The sequence below is a fragment of the Rhodococcus sp. RS1C4 genome, from assembly GCF_002258225.1.
In the GTDB taxonomy this organism is placed as follows: domain Bacteria; phylum Actinomycetota; class Actinomycetes; order Mycobacteriales; family Mycobacteriaceae; genus Rhodococcoides; species Rhodococcoides fascians_E.
On record NZ_NOXZ01000057.1, the window covers coordinates 1 to 19,585 of the forward strand.

General features: G+C 62.3%; 11 protein-coding genes. 3 read left to right on the top strand and 8 right to left on the bottom strand.

All coding sequences use genetic code 11. From position 1 onward, the window contains the following. Nucleotides 1–92: 92 nt before the first annotated feature. From CH289_RS27680 to CH289_RS27700, 5 genes are read right to left on the bottom strand one after another with little or no spacing between them, the layout of a single operon-like run. On the bottom strand, nucleotides 93–1,370 hold the full coding sequence (locus CH289_RS27680; RefSeq protein ID WP_032364847.1) for a cytochrome P450: 1,278 nt from the start codon (nucleotides 1,368–1,370) through the stop codon (nucleotides 93–95). Between the two features lie 11 nt (nucleotides 1,371–1,381). After that, on the bottom strand, nucleotides 1,382–3,004 hold the full coding sequence (locus tag CH289_RS27685) for a flavin-containing monooxygenase (RefSeq protein WP_032364848.1): 1,623 nt from the start codon (nucleotides 3,002–3,004) through the stop codon (nucleotides 1,382–1,384). A gap of 1 nt (nucleotide 3,005) precedes the next feature. Beyond that, the gene (locus tag CH289_RS27690) at nucleotides 3,006–3,743 is read right to left on the bottom strand and encodes a hypothetical protein (protein ID WP_052049304.1); all 738 of its coding nucleotides are present in this window, start codon (nucleotides 3,741–3,743) and stop codon (nucleotides 3,006–3,008) included. Further along, nucleotides 3,743–10,030, bottom strand: coding sequence for a type I polyketide synthase (locus tag CH289_RS27695; RefSeq protein WP_052049305.1), 6,288 nt, complete (start codon nucleotides 10,028–10,030; stop codon nucleotides 3,743–3,745). The genes CH289_RS27690 and CH289_RS27695 overlap by 1 nt, the downstream gene beginning before the upstream one ends. After that, nucleotides 10,023–11,426, bottom strand: coding sequence for a cytochrome P450 (locus CH289_RS27700; protein ID WP_230596631.1), 1,404 nt, complete (start codon nucleotides 11,424–11,426; stop codon nucleotides 10,023–10,025). The genes CH289_RS27695 and CH289_RS27700 overlap by 8 nt, the downstream gene beginning before the upstream one ends. 187 nt (nucleotides 11,427–11,613) lie before the next feature. Here CH289_RS27700 and CH289_RS27705 point away from each other — a divergent pair, with 187 nt between their 5' ends. Next, nucleotides 11,614–12,192, top strand: a complete 579-nt coding sequence (locus CH289_RS27705; protein ID WP_230591897.1) for a TetR/AcrR family transcriptional regulator — start codon at nucleotides 11,614–11,616, stop codon at nucleotides 12,190–12,192. Beyond that, nucleotides 12,189–13,589, top strand: coding sequence for an MFS transporter (locus CH289_RS27710; RefSeq protein ID WP_032364850.1), 1,401 nt, complete (start codon nucleotides 12,189–12,191; stop codon nucleotides 13,587–13,589). Before CH289_RS27705 ends, CH289_RS27710 begins: the two co-directional genes overlap by 4 nt. Before the next feature lie 74 nt (nucleotides 13,590–13,663). Here CH289_RS27710 and CH289_RS28115 read toward each other — a convergent pair whose 3' ends face one another. The 3 genes from CH289_RS28115 to CH289_RS27725 form a co-directional block, all read right to left on the bottom strand. Further along, on the bottom strand, nucleotides 13,664–14,179 hold the full coding sequence (locus tag CH289_RS28115) for a hypothetical protein (protein ID WP_141215918.1): 516 nt from the start codon (nucleotides 14,177–14,179) through the stop codon (nucleotides 13,664–13,666). Nucleotides 14,180–14,337: 158 nt separating this feature from the next. Beyond that, complete coding sequence (locus tag CH289_RS27720; protein ID WP_032394243.1) at nucleotides 14,338–17,274, bottom strand: NACHT domain-containing protein; 2,937 nt, start codon at nucleotides 17,272–17,274, stop codon at nucleotides 14,338–14,340. A 192-nt stretch (nucleotides 17,275–17,466) separates the two neighbouring features. After that, nucleotides 17,467–18,363, bottom strand: a complete 897-nt coding sequence (locus tag CH289_RS27725; RefSeq protein ID WP_032364853.1) for a hypothetical protein — start codon at nucleotides 18,361–18,363, stop codon at nucleotides 17,467–17,469. 281 nt (nucleotides 18,364–18,644) lie between these two features. On the opposite strand from CH289_RS27725, the gene CH289_RS27730 reads away from it, so the two are divergent. Further along, on the top strand, nucleotides 18,645–19,382 hold the full coding sequence (locus CH289_RS27730; RefSeq protein WP_141214626.1) for a hypothetical protein: 738 nt from the start codon (nucleotides 18,645–18,647) through the stop codon (nucleotides 19,380–19,382). The last annotated feature ends 203 nt before the right edge of the window (nucleotides 19,383–19,585 follow it).

A 19,585-nucleotide genomic window follows, 5' to 3' on the forward strand; every position in this document is an offset into this window, starting at 1 on the left:
GGGGGCGGGGTAGGTGGGCAGGGTGTCTGTGCGCTTCGCGTCGTGCGGTGCGTTGTCGGTCGCGTCCCCTTCTGGGCGGTGCGGGGCGCGCATCACTGGTCTCCGAAGCTGTCGAACAGTTCGTTCGCGGTGTCGAATCGCGGGCCTTTTCGCGGCCCTGGGGCAAACTGTGCGGGCATTGTCACGAAACCGTTGATCTGACCGACCGTGGGGTATCGAACGGCGGCATTGTCGACAAGGCGGTAGCCGGGGAGTCGGTCGAGAACTTGGCCGACGACGACCTCGAAGTCGATTTGCGCGATGTGGCGGCCGATGCATCGGTGCAGTCCGAGTCCGAACGCTGCATGTTTGCGTGTGTCACGGTCGAAGTCGATGGTGAGGGGGTCGGGGAAGACCTTTTCGTCGAGGTTGGCTGCTGCCCAGGAGATCAGGACTCGTTCGCCGGGTTCGACGGTGGCTCCGTCGATCTGTGCCTCTTCGGTGGCTGTTCGTCCGACACAGACAACAGGGGTGAAATAGCGCAGGAGCTCTCCGCATGCTTTCGGTAGGTCGTCCGGGTGATCGATCAGTCGTGCTCGATCATCGGTGTTGCGGTCCAGGTACTCGAACGTCGACGAGAGCAGGGCGGTGGTGGTGTCCATACCGCCGGCGATCATGGCGTTGCAGACGGCGATGATGTCTGCGTCGCTGATGTTCTCACCGCCGATCTCCATCTGGGTCAGGAAGCTGATGAGGTCGTTGCGGGGATGGGCACGGCGGAGGGGAATGGTCTTGATTACTTCGCCGATGAGCATCGCGAAGCCGGTTTCGACCGTCTTGTATTCCGGGGTGTCGGATGGGGTGTAGGCCAGGGCATGCACGGCCTCGGCGTAGATGCGCCAGTTGTCCATCGACAGGCCCACGATGTCGAGGGTGAGCAGAGCCGGCACGGCATTGGCGAGATCCATCACGAGGTCGATCTCGCCTGATTCGATGGCTTGGTCGATGCACCACGTCGTGTAGGCCTCGATCCGTGGGCGGAGCCGTTTTGCAGAGGTGGGAGAAAAGTAGGTGTTCAGTGCTTTTCGCCAGTCCAGATACTCGGGTGGGTCCATTTCCAGTGGTAGGGCACGAAACGTCGACGCGGGGATGATCGTTCCTTGCGGTCGCCCTGGCGTGTTGGGTAGCTCGTGGGCCGAGGAGAACACTTCCGGTCGACGTGCGACTGAGGCGACCTGCTCGTAGCCGCTGACCACGTAGAAGCCACCGTAGTGGGAGCTGTGGGCTACCGGGCACTTTTGGGTCATGGCGGTGTTGACTGCCCACGGGTCTGCTGAGTATTCGGGTGAGTGGTGGTCGAAGTCGATGTTTGGGACGGTGCTGTTCGGCATGACGGGGGCTCCTAGGGGCGTGTGGCGGCCGAGACCGGTTGTGGGAGAAGTTGAAAGCCGGGGTAACCGTCTGCGGTTACTTGCTCGCAGCGGGCGGCGTAATCGGGGAACCCGATGAGGGGCATGAAGACCCTTTTCTTGCCGGGGATGTTCGCCCCGAGGTACCACGAGCCACACGAGGAGAGGAGAGTTCCGGCGGCGACGTCGGTGACGTGTCGACCCCAGTCGTGTTCGGCCTGTGGTGTGGCTTCGATGCTGTGGATGTGATGGTCGGTGAGGTGTTGCAGACAGGTTCTGATCCAGGTTGCGTGTTGATGAATTGCCACCAGCACGTTGGCCAGGACGGACGGGCTACCGGGGCCGGTCATGGTGAACAGGTTGGGAAAGCCGGAGGTGGCCAGGCCCAGGTAGCTGCGGGGGCCCTCCGACCACGCCTGGCGCAGCGTTCGACCGCCGCGGCCGCGGATGTCTATGCGTGTGAGAGCGCCGGTGATGGCGTCGTAGCCGGTGGCGAACACGAGGATGTCCAAGTCGTGCGAACTGTGTGTCGTCCGTAAGGCGGTCGGTGTGATCTCGGTGATCGGGTGGGATGCAATGTCGACGAGGTCGACATTGGGACGGTTGAACGTTTCGTAGTAGCCGTCGCCGAGGCAGATTCGTTTGCATCCCATGACGTGGCGAGGGGTGAGGGTTGCAGAGACTGCAGGATCGGCCACGGTCGAGCGGATCTTGGTGCGGACGAAGTCGGCGACGACCTCGTTTGCCGCAGGGTCGACGAGGAGATCTCCGAAGGAGCGTAGGAGCAGCGGCCCACCCCTGTTCCACAGGTGCTCGAACTGTGCTTCACGCTCTGTCTTCGAGAAATGGAACACCGAGTTCGGGTTGGTAGGAAACCGGGACAATCCGGCTGTGGGAACTGTGTTGTTGCGTGCACGAAATCCCGCGTAGTCGGCCTTGATTGCGGCTTGGAGCTGAGGGTCGAGCGGTTCGTCGCCTGCGGGCAAGGTGTAAGCAGGGGTGCGTTGAAAGACGGTGAGCTGACGAGCGTCTCGGGCGATCAGGGGGATGGCTTGTACCCCAGACGAACCGGTCCCGATCACACCGACTCGTTTGCCTCCGAGTGCCACGTGATGGTGGGGCCACCGTCCGGTGTGCAGGATGTCGCCTGCGAATGAGTCCAGGCCGGGGATCTCGGGCACGTTGGGTTCGGACAGGCAACCTGTCGCGGTGATGACGTACCGGGCGATGATTTCGTGTCCGGTATCGGTCCGGACGGTCCAGGAGGCGGTGGCGTCGGAGTAGACCATTTGTTGTACGCGCGTGTGGAACTCGATGTCGCGTTCGAGGTCGAAGCGATCCATCACGTGCTCGATGTAGCGCATGATTTCAGCTTGGTCGGCGTATCGCCGTGTCCATTCCCAATCTTGTTGCAGCTCATCGGAGAATTGATACGAGTACTCCAGGCTCTCCACATCGCAGCGCGCACCGGGATATCGGTTCCAATACCAGGTGCCGCCGGCATCACCTCCTGCCTCGTACACGCGGACGGTCAGGCCGATCGTGCGTACTTCGTGCAACATCTGCAGTCCTGCGAGCCCCGCACCCACGATCAGAACATCGACATGCTCGTCCATGTCATCGCTCCGTGCTCGTGTTCACGGTCTGCTGATATGGCATCTCCGATGACGGCGCGCGTTCGCTGCGAACTGCCGCGACGCTCGCCGCAGCAATCCAGACAATGACAGCGAACACACTGGCATAGGTGATGAAACCTCCCGCCTTGATGGGGCTCTCGGGTGCCAGGAGCGGAACGCAGCCCAAAATCTGCACCACGACGACGATCGCCGAGAGTGGTTTGAGAAATCCGGGCCATCCTGCGGCGGCGGTGGTGCACAGGGCTGCGGACACGACGATGACAGCGGCCGGGACGGCACTGAACATGAAGCCCAGTACGTAGGCATCGGAAAATGCGTGCAGTAGTGCGTGGGAGTCCGGGTCGGCGGCCCAGCCCGAGAAGATTTGGAACAGACCGAGATAGACCGTGGCGAACCCCACCCACGCCGTGCCGGCCGCCATCATCAGCATCGGCAGCGGACTGTGCGGTACTTCCCGCCGAAACCGCACGTACAGATAGCACAGGAACCACAGGGCGGCCATCAACGCGATGCCTGCGACGAACTGGTAGATGTATCCGCTGGTGGTGTGGGTGGCGTAGAAAGTCACCACCTCGTCCTCCGGTGAGCCGAAAGGCGGGATCGGTGCCAACACGAAGATCGTCGACGCCAACACCAGCAGGCTGATGATCCCACTTGCGGCGTGCACGATGTGGGGGCGGGTGCGATCGGTGTCGCGTTGGGATTGTGGAGTGTCCATTACTGCACCGCCTCGAGGTTGAGTTGTGCTGCGATGTGCAGGGCGAGCGCCGCGGGGCTGGAGTCTTGGCGCATCTGTTTGGGTGTGACCCGAATGTCGAATTCCCGGTTGATCCGGGTGCTGAGTTCGAGCGCCATCAGAGAGTCGAGGCCGTGGTCGCCCAGAGATCGGTCCGGGTCGAGTGCAGCAGCGTCGACGCGCAGAATCTCCGCGGCGTGTGCGGTGAGGATGCTCTCCAAAAATCGTTGCTGCGCTGGGGGTTCGAGATTCTGCAGTTCTGCCAACGAGGTAGATGCGGTCAGGTCGATCCCGCGTTCTGCGCCTCGATCGGCAGGGATGGCCGCGAAGAACGACGAGGTGCGAAGTTTGTCTGCGAGCATCGACTGCCACCCGGGGTCGAGGATCGGGAGGTAACCCGCGCGCGGCCGGTCGTAGCGTAGGAGCGCATCGCACGCGTGGAGGCCCTCGTCGGGGTCGATCATGGCGTTCCCGCGGTCGGCGAACATCGTGCCGCGCCCGTACTCGGCCCACGCTCCCCAGTTGACACTCAGAGCTGGCAAGCCGTGGTCCCGCCGCCACATCGTGAGGCCGTCGAGCAGTGCGTTCGCCGAGGCATAGCATGCCTGACCCGCGAAACCCACGAGTGCCGAGGCCGAGGAGAATCCGAACCACCAGTCGAGTTCACTGTGCGCACACGCCTCGTGCATCTTCAACGCGCCGTGCACCTTCGGTGCCCACACGCGCTCCATCAACGCATCGTCGACCGTGGTGATCGCGGCGTCGTCGACAACTGCTGCTGCATGAATGACCCCTCGCAGCGGCAGTCCGGTGGCGGTGGCAGCACGGACCAGGTCCGTGGCCGTGTCCCCGATCGCGATGTCTCCGCGAACGATCTCGATATCGGTTCCACCCGAACGCAACTCGTCGATGAGTGCCATCGCCTCGACCGAGGGCGCGGATCGGCCGTTCAAGACGACCCGTCCGGCACCGTGTTCGGCGAACCACCGCGCAAGGATGAGGCCGAGACCGCCCAAACCGCCGGTGACCACGTAGGAGCCGTCGGCGCGGATCACCGGTACGTCGTCGGGGCGGATCGCTGCGTGCCCCTCACCGTCCTGTGGAACGGTCAGAACGAGCTTGCCGATGTGATCTCCCGCAGCCAGGGTGCGGAACGCGGTGCTGGCATCGCTGAGCGGATAGGTGGTGTGCGGGGTCGGGGTGAGAGCGCCCGAGGCGAGCAGTTCGTGTACTTCGCGGAGGACATCGCCGAGTTCGTCGTAGGGCAGAACGCCCAAGTCGACACTGTGCAGAGAGATGTTGCGACGGAACGGGAACAGCCCGATCTTGGAGTCGGCGTAGATGTCCTTCTTGCCGAGCTCGACGAATCGGCCGCCGATGCGCAGCAGGTCCAAACCAGCTCGTTGCGCGGCGCCGGTGAGCGAGTTGAGTACAACGTCGACGCCCTCGCCGCCGGTGACGTCTCGGATCTGCTCGGCGAACGCGGTCGATCGAGAATTGAAGACACGTTCGATGCCCATGTCGCGCAGGTACTGCCGCTTGGCGGCGGTACCTGCGGTGGCATAGATGGTTGCGCCGAGGTGTCGAGCAACCGCGATCGCTGCGAGCCCCACTCCGCCGGTCGCCGAGTGGATCAATACCCGCTCACCGGGACGAATCCTGCTCAGCCGATGAAGCCCGTACCACGCAGTGGCGAACACGCTGGGCCGCGCAGCTGCAGCAGCGAACGTGACGTCGTCGGGAAGTCGGTTGACTTTGCATGCGGGGACCACTGCGAAAGACTCGAAGACGCCTGGATGCATTGCGGCCACGCGATCGCCGGGTCGGAATGTGGTGACCGATGATCCGGTGGAGACAACTGTTCCGGCGCAGTCGAATCCGAAGGGCATCGGTGCGCCGTCGACGGTCTTGTACAGACCCATCGCGTTGAGGACGTCGGCGTAGTTCACGCCGAGTGCCTCGACTGCGATCTCGATCTCGTCGGCCGCGGGCGGACGGGCGGTGGTTGCGACCAGTTCGAGGCTGCCGAGGTCGCCGGCGTGTTGGGGAGCGAGCGCGTAGCGATCACGCCCGAAACGAATGGGGCGGTGTCGGCGCTCGTTATCGCGCAGCGGGGCCACTTTCAGCCGCGCCAGGAAGAGTTCGCCGTCGCGTAATGCGATCTCGTCTGCGTCGTCGTCGGCGAGGAGGATCTGGGCCACCAGTGTGGGCTCGGCAGGGGATGACACATCGAGGTGACGGATACCGAGCTCGGGGTGTTCGTGACCGATCACTCGGCACAGGCCGCGTACCGCAGTCTGCTCGAGGTTGCGGCCGTCGCCGGAGCCGACCCTCTGAGCATCATGGGTCACCACCCACAATCGCGGCCGGTGTGTGTCGGTACGTTCGACGAGGACGCGAACGAGCTCGATGAGCTGTCGGATGCGGTCTTGGGCGCGCTGCGCAGTGTCGTGGTCTGCGGTGTTGGTCGGTGGGGCGCAGAGCACCACCACCTGATGCGGAGGATGCGCCGCTAGGTCGGCGTCGAGTGCGTCGGAGTCGGTGTGAAAGGCGCGAATATCGATGTCGTTGCCCAGCGCGGCTGCGAGGTCGACGGTCAGTGGGTCAGTGGTGCTTGCTTCGGTGAGGACGAGCCATCGCCCGGCCTGTGTTTGGGGCGCGGGGAGGTCGGCGCGTTCCCACTCGACGGTGAGGAGTCGTTCGGCCAGTCGCCGGTCTGCGGTGGCCAGCCGCACGCCGGTGGCTTCGGCGACGACGGTGCCGTCCTCGTCGAGCAGTGTTATGCCGCCGATCGCGAGCTGTTCGTCGAGATGGTGCAGTTGAGCAAGGCAGTAGCGAGCGTGGTGGGGGTTGCGGTGTACCCGCAGCGAACCAACTCCGGTGGGGAAGGCGTCGCGGATGAGGGCCGGGTGAGACGCCAAGGTCTGAAGGCAGCCATCCATCAGAACGGGGTGTAGGGAGTACGCGTCGACTTGGCTTCGCGCGGTGGCGGGAAGCGACACTTCAGCGAAGACGGTCTGCGCTGTACCGGTGTCGTCGGACAGGTGCAGCGCGGTCATCGCTGCGAACGCGGCTCCGTGGTGTACGCCAGCCCCGTGGAACTTGGCGTAGGCGTCTTTGGTGTCCAGAGGCGTCGGATGGGAGGCCAACAACTCGGCAACGTCGAGACGCTCGGGTTCGACGGGTGGCCTGATTCGGAGTGTGCCGCTGGCAAGGAGGGTCGATGCATCGCCGTCGTGGCGGGTCAGTGACTCGAACCGAACCGATTCGTGTCCCTCGGGCCGGGTGCGAGAGGACACCACAGTGTTCTCGTGGAGGTGAAGCATCTCGTGGATGACGAGATCGGTTATCTCGACGCTGCCCAGGTCGGCTGCGAAGACCGACTGTGCGGCGACAAGCCCCATCTCGCAGTAGCTCGCACCGGGCAGTGCTGGCTGATCATGGACCTGATGATCGTCGAGGTACTGCAGATCGCGGCCACTCATGGTGGCCTGCCATCGGTGCTCGTCATCGGCGTCTATCGGTGTCATGTGGACGCCGAGCAGCGGATGAGCGTCGACGCTGGCTCCGGGCTTTTTCACGTGCAGGGCCAGGACGCCGAGATCTTCTCCTGCCCAGGTGGGAAGTGGAACGTCGACCAGCTGACCAGAGGGGTATACGCGCTCCCAGTCGACGGTGACGCCGCTGCAGTGCAGGTCCGACAACTGGGGGAGCAGGCCCAGTGACTGGTCTCCGTCGCGGCGCAGCGTTCCGATAGCGGTGGCATCTCGACCGATCGATGTCGCGGTCTCGGTGATGGCGTAGGTCAGGAGTGGATGTGGTGAGAGCTCGACGAAAATTCGGTGCCCGTCCAGCACCGCGGCAGTCACGGCATCTGCGAAACGCACCGGCCGCCTGAGGTTGTCGACCCAGTACCCGGCATCGAAGGCCGCGGGTTTTCTCGGATCTTCGAGCACAGTGCTGTAGACCGGAATCTTCGCGGCGTCGGGGGCGAGGCATTCGAGCTGTAGCGCGACATCGTCGAGAATCGAGTCCACGTGCGGTGAGTGGGATGCATAGTCGACGGCAATGGTTCGCGCATGAAGATCGCGCGCGTCCCACTCGGTGACCAATTGCTTGACCCGGGCGGGGTCTCCCGCAACCACGGTGGAAGTGGGGGACACGATGACCGCGACGGTGACGTCGTCGATTCCGGCGGCCTCGAGCTCAGCGGCGACCTGCAGGTGGGGTAGCTCGATTGTGGCCATCGCGCCGCCGCCGGCGATCCGGGTGACCAATTGGGAACGCCGGCAGATCACCTTGACGCCGTCGTCGAGGGTGAGCGCGCCGGCGACAACGGAAGCCGCGGCTTCGCCGAGCGAGTGGCCGATGACCGCGGCTGGCTCCACGCCACGTGAGCGCCACGCCGCCGCGAGAGCAACTTGCACGGCGAAGATGGTCGGCTGGATCTTCTCGATCCCGGTCACGGTCTCGTCGGCCACGAGTTCACCACGTACCGAAAACCCTGCTTCGCGCGCGATGAGCGGCTCGAGTTCATCGATCATGGCTGCGAACGCCGGTTCGGTGGAGAGCAGTTCGCGCCCCATTCCCGCCCATTGAGACCCTTGCCCGGAGAACACCCACACCGGTGCGCCGCCGTGGCTGCCGATGGCAGCACTGACCACACCCGTCGCGGGTTGCAAGGCTGCAATGCTGCGCAGTTGGTCGGTCAGTTCCTCATGTGAGGCCGCAAGTGCGACAAGACGTTCGGTGCGATGTTCGCGGTGGCGTGCGAGCGTGGTGCCGATGTCGGTGAGCGAAGCGTGAGCGCCGGGGCCCGTCAACCACTGCGCCACGCGGCCGGCTGTCTGTGCCAGGGCCTGGGGTGTGCTGGCCGAGAGCAAGATCGGCTGGGCTGTCGTACTGTCTGCGGGTTCGTCTGCGCTGGGTGCCGTCGCTGCAGCTTCTCCGACAACGACGTGAACGTTGGTTCCGCTGAACCCGTATGACGAGACTGCGGCCAGCCGAGGTGATCCCGGGTTGTCCCATTCTGTCAGCTCGGTCGGAACGTACAAGCGGGTGTCTTCGGAGGATATGTCGGGATTCCATGACGTGAAGTGCAGATTTCCTGGAATCTGCTTGTTGCGCAACGACATCACGGTCTTGATCAGCCCTGCGAGACCCGATACCGACTCGGTGTGCCCGATATTGGTCTTCACCGACCCGAGAGCGCATGGTGTGTCGCCGTTTCCGTAGACGGCAGACAAGGCTTGGAATTCGACCGGATCGCCCGTGGGGGTTCCCGGGCCGTGCGCTTCGACGAACTCGACATCTGACGGGTCTACGCCCGCCACACGGAGTGCACTGCGCTGCACGGCTTCTTGAGCTGAGGCGGATGGGACGACGATGTTGTCGGATCGGCCATCGGAGTTCGCCGCCGACCCACGTATGACCGCCAGGACACGGTCACCGTCGCGCTCGGCGTCGTCGAGGCGTTTGAGGGCGATCACCGCGCACCCTTCGCTGCGTACGAATCCGTCTGCCGCAGCGTCGAATGCCGCGCATCGTCCGTTGGGTGAGAGCATCGACCACTGCGAAAACAGCACGCCGACCTCGGGACCGAGCTGCAGCATGGCCGCGCCGGCCAGGACGAGATCGGTTTCTCCAGAACGCAGGCTCTGGCATCCCAGGTGCACCGACAGCAGCCCCGATGAGCATGCGGTGTCCACCGCAACCGAGGGGCCGTGAAGCCCGAGGAGGTAGGACACGCGACCTGCTCCCACAGAATGGGCATTGCCGGTCATGACGTACGGGTTGTCGACCAACGAATCGTCGAAGGTGCGCAATAGATAGTCGTGGTGGGCGAGACCGAAAAAGACACCGGTCTGCGAGTCTTTGAGTGAGCCCGGAGCGATGCCTGCGTGTTCGAGTGCTTCCCAGGACATTTGGGTCAGTAGACGGTGCTGCGGGTCCATCGCTTCGGCTTCGTATTCGGTGATGCCGAAGGCCGTGGTATCGAAGCCACCGATGTTGTCGAGAAAGCCGCCCCATCGAGAGACGGTGCGACCGAGGACGCCGGGCTGCGCGTCGTAGACGTCGTCGGCGGCCCAGCGTTCGGGCGGGACCTCGCTCACGGCATCGCCGCCACTGGCCAGAAGATTCCACAGTGCGTCGGGGGAATCGACACCGCCGGGGAACCGGCAGCCGATTCCGACAATGGCGATGGGGTCTACGGTGGCTGCGTGTCGGTCGGGGCTGTTGGTAGCGTGCTGCACGGTGAGATCAGACATGGTTGAGCTCGCTTCTGTCCGAGGTGACGGGGGTGACGATCATGGGGAGGCTGTTCGGGCGTGGCATCGCCGCCGCGACGCGGCGCACGGTGTGGCGGGGAGCCGGAATCAGTCGCCACCGTCCGAGGATCGTTGCCAGTGCAATGACCGCTTTGGCCTGGGCGTAGGACTCGCCTATGCACCGGCGATTGCCCTCGCCGAACGGGAGGAAGGCGGTGCGGTCGGGTAGCTGGTCGCGGTCGACGAGCCACCGCTCCGGACGAAAGGAATCCGGGTCGGTGAAGGCGGATCCGTCGCGGTGCAGGTCGATCTGGCTGAACATGATGTCCGCGCCTGCGGGGAGCTCGACCCCGTCGATGACGACATCGGTCTCGGCGCGGCGGAAGAGCATCAGCAGTGAATATCGACGAAGCACTTCGTTCACCACGGCGCGGGTGTAGGTGAGGTCGTCGATGTCGGTGAACTCGGCCGGCCGGCCGTCGAGCACTGTGCGCAACTCGGTACGGAGTGTGCGTTCGACGTCCGGGTGTTGGGCAATCTCATGGAATGCCCACGTCAGCGTCGCTGCGGTTGTTTCCGTGCCCGCCATCATGATCGACACCAGTTCGTCTCGGATGAGGTCTTCGCTCATCGCCTCGCCGGTGTCGGGATCTCGGGCAGCGCGAAGGTGGGAGAGCAGATCTGCGCCGTCTCCGCTCTGGTCGGTGCGCACGACGTGATCGACTGCTCCGCGCAGGCGGTCGGCTGCGCCCATGAATCGCCTGTCGAATCCCGACGCCTTGCACAACCAGGACGGCAGGACTGTGCGGGCGACCATGCCGTAGGTGAAGATCGGTAACGATCGAATAATCTCTTGCACAACGTCTTTGGGTAGGCTTCCGGTGAACATCGATCGCGCGATGGTGGTCAGCGTGAGCTCTACCATTGCTTTTTGCACGATGACTCGCTGTCCGGGAACCCAGGATTCGGCGAGGGCATGGGATTCGGCGGTCATGATCTTGGCGTACGAGGCAATCATCTGCTTGTGGAACAGGGGCTGGATCAAGCGACGCTGCCGCCGGTGTAGCGCGCGGTCAGAGGCCAGTAAACCGTTGCCGCTCAATGGATGTACGGCTTCCCACACCATTCCTTTGCCGAACGAGCGGGCGTCTTTCACGAGGACGTGGTGGGCCAGCCGTGCGGTGGTGAAGAAGTAGATCGGACGCTTGCCGATGAAAATCTGAACCATGTCGCTTTGCGCGCGCAGGTCGGCGAAGAAGTCGAAGGGGTTGCGCATCAGCGGAAATATGTGGCCGAGCATGGGCCACTTACCGGGTGCGACCGGTACCGCTCGGGTGGGCGGGCCGTCGTGCGTTTGCTCAGTTCCGGTGTACGGGCATTGCGATCCAGGCTGCATCGATGAGTCGCTACTGCTCAAGGTGTGTCTCCGACCAAATCAGGCCTGAAGCCGAGTACCAGCTCCAGGGCGTGGATGTCGAGCGATTCGGGAAGCGAGGCTGTGTGATCAATGGCACTGTACAAGTTACTCCGGCTAAGTGTAAGTAGTTAGTCATTACTAATTTGTAAAAGTTAGGATCGGTGGCATGGACCAACAGCGGAAAATGAGCGGCGCGGACCGGAGACAGCAGGTTCTGCAGATGGCCGCAGACGAATTCGCAAACGGTGGACTACACGGAGCATCGACAGAGTCGATCGCCCGGCGGGCCGGAATCACCCAGGCCTACATCTTCCGAATATTCGGCACCAAGAAAGCACTGTTCCTCGAGGTCATGACCGCGTCGTTCGAACGGCTCACCGAGGGCATGCGCGAAGCCGCCGGCGACGCGACCGGGCAGGACGCACTGGCCCTGATGGGTGCCCGATACAACGACATGCTGACCGATCGCAGCGCGCTGCTGCTCCAGCTACAGGGGTTCGCCGCGTGCGGCGACCCCGAAGTCCGCGACGCGGTCCGGAACAGTTTCGGGCGCATGTGGAAGACCGTCGCCGACATCACCGGGCTCGACGCCGTCACCATCAAGGCCTTCCTGGCCTTCGGGATGCTCCTGAACAATGCCGCTGCCCTGCAGGTATCCGAATTGGAGGAGCCATGGTCCGAAGGCGTGCGAACACGCATTCAGTCCGGTCTGTTCGATCACATCACCAGCGAGACCAACCGATGAGCGCCGACGCGGTCACTCACGAGTCCCAACCGCCGAAGCTGCTGGTTCCATCGTTGGTGTTCATAGCGCTCGTGGTCGCCGCGGTAGGAAGCCTCGGGGCACCACTGATCACCAGTGTCGCCACCACACTGCACGTATCACTTGCCAGCGCCCAGTGGACTCTGACCATCACGTTGCTGGCCGGAGCCATCGCGACCCCTGTCCTCGGACGACTCGGTGCAGGCCCCCACAGACGAGCAACCATCCTCGCGACCCTCGCCGTCGTGGTGACCGGCAGTGTCCTCACCGTGATCCCACTGCCGTTCGCATGGCTGCTCGTCGGACGCACCGCACAGGGAGTCGGTCTCGGCCTGACCGCCCTCATGATGGGCGTCGCCCGCGATCACCTCCCCAAAGAAAAATCGGCCTCCACCATCGCCTTGGTCTCCGTCGCGTCGACCATCGGCATCGGCATCGGTTATCCACTGGCCGGCCTTCTCGTCGAGGTCGGCGGCCTTCGAGCTGCATACGGACTCGGGGTGGTCGTGACCGTGATCGCGTTCCTGGCTGCCTATCGCAGCATCCCGGCCTCACCCGCTGGCCGGTCGGCTCACGTGGACCTGCCCGGCGCAGCACTGCTGGCCGCAGCGCTGTTTCTGGTGCTGTTTCTCGCCAGCGAGACCAGCCTGTGGGAAAGTCACCTCACCGGTGCCCTGGTACTCGCAGTGATGGCAATCGTGCTCCTCGCCGGATGGACACTGATCGAACGTCGCACCAGAGAACCCCTGGTCGACATTCGATTGCTACGGCACCCGGCAGTCGCGGGAGCGAACGTCGCAATGTTCATCGGCGGCATCGGCATGTACCTCTTGCTCACCCTGATCACTCGCTACGCACAAACCCCCAGCAGCACTGGATACGGATTCGGCCTGACCACTTTCGTCGCCGGACTCGTCCTCGTGCCATTTTCCGCGCTCGGATTCGTCGCGGGCAAAGTGACACCGCGGGCACGTGAACGCATCGGTGCCCCTTTGGTTCTCGCGGCCAGCGCGGTGATTGTTCTCATATCGTTCGTGATCTTTGCGACGGCACGCACGAACATCGTCGAGCTATTGGTTGCAATGGCCATCCTGGGCTTCGGCGTGGGTAGCTTCTCCTCGGCGATGCCCGGCGTCATCCTCGCTGTCACCCCTAAAGACGAGACATCGAGTGCAATGAGCGTCAACCAAGTCGTTCGCAGCGTCGGATTCTCCCTCGGCAGCGCTACCGGCGGACTCATGCTCGCGGCCGGCACGACCGGTGAGTTCCCCAACGACGGCGCGTATACCGTCGCGGCGTGGATCGGAGCCACGGTCATGGCCGTCACTGCTATCACATGCATTGTCCTGCATCGGAGGTCGCCGCAACGCGCATCGTGAACACGGACACCCACCCGGCCCGCCCAGAGAAGGAAACTGGGCGAGCCGGGTGGCTGCGCGTACGGGTTTCAAGACTAAGTCGAGAGGTTGCGACTGGTGCGCAGGAAACCTGTCATGTACTCGATCAACGTCCAACCCCCGGACTCGTCATATGAGTTGCTGCTGGACAGATGTCCGAGCGGATACGACTCGACCGCAATCGGTGCGATCTCAGCGGGTCGAATCGACCCCACGCCGAATAGGGCCATCCGCCTGCGTCGAACGTCCTGACGAACCCGGTAGAGGGTGCCGTCGACACCGACTGCGTGCGGATCGCGCATCTGCATGAACGACCAACCGATGACCGATGACTCGAAGATCTGGCGACCGTTCCAGCACGTCCGATTCAAGAAATCAGCATCGATATAGGGGCCTAGGGCCGGCACCGGGCGAGGCGAAACCCCGTACTCCTGTGCCAATCTCACGAACTCAGTGACAGCCAGCCAGCCCTCGGCTTCTTCTCGAGACTCCCGCTCGCGAACCATCTTCAAGCGGGCCCGCTCGGCGTCATCGAGACCATGGATATTGTCCTCTATGCCCACGCGCTTCACCGATCCTTATGCATGAGCTCGACGGCGTTCTCCTGCAGTGAGTCCGCTATCGACCTCAGTTTTGGAGTTGGCCTGATCCAGTGACTGGATGAGTGTCATGATCGAGAGAGTACCTCGTGGATACGAGTCGAAGTGTATGTCGCACGTGCTGTCGATGTTCATATCTGTGTGGCTGCTGGGAAATCGGCCCCGAACTCGTCGATAACGGCAGGACCGACAGGTCTGCGAGCGACAAGGGGACGCAGCAATTGTTGAATGGTGGCCGTGATCGGCCAGTGCTCGACTGGTAGCGAGTCGAGCAGTAGGGTCACGGCGGTTTCTGTGTCTGGGTCGTCCATGACGGCGGATAGCCCGTTGAGGATTATGGGCGTAGTTCGGTCGATCAAAATGGTCAGTGTTCCGAACTCGTGGTCCACGAACGTTTCTACAGTGGAAAAAGAGACGAGGAATGTGTCGAATTTTTGGTACTGAGCGTCGTTGAGCCCGAATCGATCTTGGGTCTCCAGCTCCGCGGTCAAGATATCATAGATCGCTATTCCGTTTAGGGGTGGTCCATCAGCTCGGTGCGCCGCGCGTTTATCCGAGACGGGGGTGGCCCACTTAGTGACCGCTTGCATCGTTTGGGGTGGTAATTCGTTGTTTCTAAGGATGAAGTCAGCTTTGTGAAAAGTCTGTTTGCTATTCCGAAGTGCTCTGAGGAGAAAGTAGGCATTGATCTGTCGGATGCCCCGTCCGCGAAGTGCGGCAGTCAGTTCGGTGAACACAGGAGTCAGGTCATCGCTGTTGCACGCGTGTGACAGTGCTATTGCAAGACCATTGAAGTCCTGTCCGGGGTAGCTGTCGAGGCAACTTATCGCTGCGCTTATGTAGGCCCTTCGGGAACTGGGTGCTCTGGAAGCGAAGCCGTCATCGAGGACGTTGCAGGCCAGCATAGGGGCTGTTGGGACCGTCTCGTGGAGGCCGCCACTTCGGCGATCGCAGGCGGTGACTAGCTGCACCAGATCATTTTGTAGATGTTCGCGTTCTTTGAAGATTCGGCCGGCGGCCAAAAGCCATGTGTTTCGCCAATGGGGGTGGTGGGCGGTGAGTTGAAGCAGGGCGAGGACTTTCGTGTCTTGTCCCATCGTCAGCGCGTTTGCTCCCATCAGTTCTTGCATACTGCGAACTTCGAATCCTACTCGGTCGTCAGTAGGGACGAGTAGAACCAGTCGGTGCGTGGCAGCCCTGACCAGTCTGCTCGCTATAGAGCTCACGTCTCGGGGACCGAACTCCTGGGTGATGAGTCGGGTCCGCACTATCTCGTCGAGTCTCGACGCAGGCATTGTTGCTTCCGAGCGGCTGCTGCTTTCGGCGGCCACGTGCAGTTCGAGCGCGACTTGGCAGTGCAAATGGAAGACATCGGGTCGATGTTCGTTGAGCAGTGCGGACAGGCCATGGACCCCAGGCTTGTCAATTTCCCGTTGATAGACGGTTCGGTAATACAGCTCGAAGAGGCTGTAGCGGTCGAGCGGTAGGGTCCCGAAGCTTTCGACAATGAACGACATGATCGTCACTTGCAGTGGGGTTTCCATCAGCCGTGCTGTGTTCGGGTCTTTGGCCGCGGTTCGTAGCCTGCGTAGGACGGTGTCGCGTCTTTCGGCGTCGTCAGCCAGCCTCAACCGAACGAGGTCGGTTCCGAATCGTTGCGATTGCGTGGAATTGAGGCGACTCAACGTGAGCTCGGTGAACAAGTCGCTATCGAAGCGTTCGTCGTAGCCCAAAGGCCGAGTTGTGGAGACCAGCAGTAGGTCTGCGTCGAGCTGGTCCGCAGCTTCCATGAAATCGGTGATCCGTTCGATCAGGAGTCGACGCATGGAAGCTGCGCTCACCTCGTCGAGACCGTCGAGTACGACGATCCACGGCCATATGCGTAACCACCCTTCAAGATCGCCGGGACTGAGAGTGCGACCGGCGCGGTTGCCGATGACTTTTGAGAGGTATCCGAGGACACTCAAATCCGGGACCGACGACAGTTCGTCTGCGTACAGTGCGAGGTCGATGCGGATGGGCCAACGGAGGTTTCGTGGCTTTGTGATTCCTGAGCGTTCCATCGCGCTCTGCGTGGCCGAGGTGATTGTGGCAACTTCGGGTGTCATGTCACCGCGGGACAGAAGGCCGCTGCGGTAGATCTGTGCGATCAGTGCGCTGAGTGTTGTTTTGCCCTGTCCGGGTCCGCCGATGATGACCCAGTGCGGTCGTCGTACGCGGTCTTGGAGGCCGCTGCGGAGGACTTGATCGGCGTGCTCGATGATGTGCGCAATTGTCTGCACATCGTGGGGGTGTCCGTCCGGACTCTCGTAGCGTCCTGGCAGGTCGCGTCCCGCTTCTTCTAGCTTTGCTCGTTGGCCTGCTGTTGCTCCAGATTCCGAGAATCGAACCCAGTGCTCGTTTCGGAGGCATTGTGCCGCATGAAGTCTCATAGCGGGTCCGAGATCGGAAGAACTGCTTCCTGGTGCAGTGTTGGCACCGATACAGGCGAGAACATCCCCGATCGTTAGAAGGGCAGGGAATGCATAGCGGACACTCGGGTGCCCGTCGATTAGCGCGGTGATCTGCGCATGGTGCCAGATGCGGATGGCGCGAATCCCGAGGCCGTGAATGGGGTCCTTGTCATCGTGGAGCCTGCCGAGCAGGTAGTTGTTCAGTTGATCGATGCCACCGGAGACTCCATTGCTCGACAATCTGACATTTGAGGCGAACACCATGTAGTCAGGTGGACGCATACGCGACCCTTTGTCCATGGCTTCGACCCACCGGAGCAATTCGGCGTCAATTTGCTTCTTGAACCAGACGAGGTTCGATGCCGGGTCACCCTGGTCGTAGTGGAACTTTGCTTGGAATACGGTGTACCCGGTCCAGTGTTCGTGCACGTGATCGTCTGTGCCGGCGGACCAGTCAATCGTGCCGGCGTAGGTCGCTTCGCGGCCTCCGTCGGGGCCGTCGCCGAAGGCTTCTATCCCGGCCCCGATTGCTCGGACGCACAGCGCAACGACGAGCTGCTCGAAGGGCCGGCTTCCCAGCTGATTGATGTCGTAGTCCGGCACAGGATCAATCATGCCCTCTATGGCTTGTCCGGCCCTGTGTATTTGAGTGGAGGCGCACCCAAGGCAGAATCTGGTGCAGCCCGACGAAAACGGGCGTGCGAAGCGATCGGGCGGCCCCCGGCCTGTCCTTTACCGACCGACAGAATGTCGATCCCTGGCGGTTCAACAGCTGGCCGGGCGGGTGCAGACCGCGCGAGTTGGCCATTAAGGGAGCCATTCTGGAGCTCCGAAGCGATGAATGAATTCCAGGTCCAGCTGCTGCAGATGGGGTGCTTGTTGGAGGCCGATGACGCGGGTGGCTGCAAGCCAACAGCTGTCCGGGTCCGATCGCTTGAGAATCAGATCTTGATGCCACTGGCCATTGCGTGCGGTGAAAAAGATCCTCCAGTACGCCGAGTCCGGGAGGCTGATATTCACGTTGTAGTACTCGGCCGGCGCGACGAGGTTCCCCCAGTCGAGGCGGTGTAGATCGGTGCCGGGACTGACATTCATGTCGACGATTCTCAGCGATAGGTCGTAGAGGGGATACTGACCGTCCTTGAGAACTGCGGCGTGTTGAGCGGTGCCTGCCTTCATGTCATAGGTAGAAAGCATGAAACGGGCGGTGGTGTCGCCGCCGGTCTGGTTGCCGTTAACTCGATCGTCTGAGTTCTCGTCTTCGAGATAGAACTGGCGGCGTACAGGGCCCATGCGGGGCATGTCAAGGATCGCTACGCACCGTTCGAGGTGGTAGAGCTCGACATCGCAAGACGCAAGGTTGGAAAGTTTGGTTCGCTCTCCGACCGTCAGAGCTTGGTTGGTTACAAAGACAATGCCGTTGGCACCGTTGGTGGCCACGCCGGCAACGTCTCCCAGAAATTTCTTCTTGACTGCGCTGAAAGTTTTTCTGGTGTTCGGAAAATAGGCCGCCATGACCCATTTCTTGCCGTCGCGGTGGGCTATTGCGTCGTGGGCATTGTCGGGACCGCCCATCGGCTGAGAGGGGTCGAGGTTTTTGAAGTCGTCTGCGAGAAGGATCTGGGCAGCGAGGCGCTCCGACAGTTGTCCGTGCGTCCAGTCGCGGAGTCGGTGCAGCGTTTCATCGGGCCTTTTCGGTGCCATGTCAGTCGATCTCCTGTAGGGAAAGTTGAGCAGTCCTATTCTGTCAGGCTCGGTAAAATCGCCTGCGCACTCGGTCCCCGGCACCGAGTGCGTCGGGGACAATTGCGGCTGCTGCCGGGTTGCGTCCTGCTGATAGTTGTGATCCCAAACGCTCTGTTTATCAACATGTTTCGATGACTCTTACGTCTTCCAGTGCAAGTGTTTCGATGGTAGATTCAGAGGCGTTCTGTTGATCGGCGGACTGACCATCCGTCACCCGAATTGAGAGGCTGAAATCTGCCATGACATCGATCGTCGATTCAGTGTTACCAGTTGCGTCCGTGCTCGAGGTGGCCTTCGACAATGGGTCTCTAGGGGGTGCCGACTGGTCGAACCGGGCCGTCGTGCTCGAGGCCTTGCCAAAGCCCCTGGTTGCGGGATACCCCGCAGAGGGGACCTATGTGCAGATAAGTGATGGACGCGGCGGTATCGCCGCGTCAGGATGGTTCTCGGTCGATGAGCGCAATGCCACCGAGACCCATGCAAGCGTTGCTGTCGTGTGGCGTGAGCCGTTGATGGCCGTGGAGCACACCTACAAGAGCTGGACGGGGTTGGTGCGTCCACGTGACATCTCACCGGTCACTGTGTCACCTGGGGTCGCTCCCGCATGGTTCGGTGAGTACGTGCGGCCGATCCACGAACGGGCCGCCGTCGAACGGACCTTGCAGGCCGTACGCGAGAGCGCCAATACCGAGCGTGCGAACCATCACGAGTGGATCAGGCGGCTGAATGAGTCTGCATGCGAATGGGCGGACGAGAACAGTCTGTGCAGCGAGTTCGAGAGGTTCTGCGAACAGTGGGGGTTCGAAGGCCGAGAACGTGATTTCGATGTAGAAGTGGATGTCACAGTTTCATTAACAATGACGCGATCGGCGCGTAGCCAAGAAGATGCGGACGAGTCCGTAGATCTGGACGATGTACGGCAGCATCTACGGGACAATTTCTCGTATCTCGATGTGAATTTCACTGTGGGGGAGTAGTAGCCGTACCACAGTGGGGTGCGCGCAGCGTGCCCCACTGCGGTAGCGGTTGATCGGCCGGGGCGCGCAGCGGTCCGAAGGTTGTACCCAATCAAGATAGGTGATTCGTTGGCCGTTGGCGCGCAGCGCCCGGCAAGGAAAGTCCGCACTAGGCCGCCTTGGCGGCCGGCTTCTGGCGGTGGGCGCGCAGCGCTCACCGGAGC

Coding starts and splice junctions, on each gene's coding strand:
- CH289_RS27730 (WP_141214626.1), top strand. CDS start 18,645: ATGACATCGATCGTCGATTCAGTGTTACCAGTTGCGTCCGTGCTCGAG.
- CH289_RS27710 (WP_032364850.1), top strand. CDS start 12,189: ATGAGCGCCGACGCGGTCACTCACGAGTCCCAACCGCCGAAGCTGCTG.
- CH289_RS27680 (WP_032364847.1), bottom strand. CDS start 1,370: ATGCCGAACAGCACCGTCCCAAACATCGACTTCGACCACCACTCACCC.
- CH289_RS27725 (WP_032364853.1), bottom strand. CDS start 18,363: ATGGCACCGAAAAGGCCCGATGAAACGCTGCACCGACTCCGCGACTGG.
- CH289_RS27700 (WP_230596631.1), bottom strand. CDS start 11,426: ATGCAGCCTGGATCGCAATGCCCGTACACCGGAACTGAGCAAACGCAC.
- CH289_RS27705 (WP_230591897.1), top strand. CDS start 11,614: ATGGACCAACAGCGGAAAATGAGCGGCGCGGACCGGAGACAGCAGGTT.
- CH289_RS27695 (WP_052049305.1), bottom strand. CDS start 10,030: ATGTCTGATCTCACCGTGCAGCACGCTACCAACAGCCCCGACCGACAC.
- CH289_RS27685 (WP_032364848.1), bottom strand. CDS start 3,004: ATGGACGAGCATGTCGATGTTCTGATCGTGGGTGCGGGGCTCGCAGGA.
- CH289_RS27720 (WP_032394243.1), bottom strand. CDS start 17,274: ATGATTGATCCTGTGCCGGACTACGACATCAATCAGCTGGGAAGCCGG.
- CH289_RS27690 (WP_052049304.1), bottom strand. CDS start 3,743: ATGGACACTCCACAATCCCAACGCGACACCGATCGCACCCGCCCCCAC.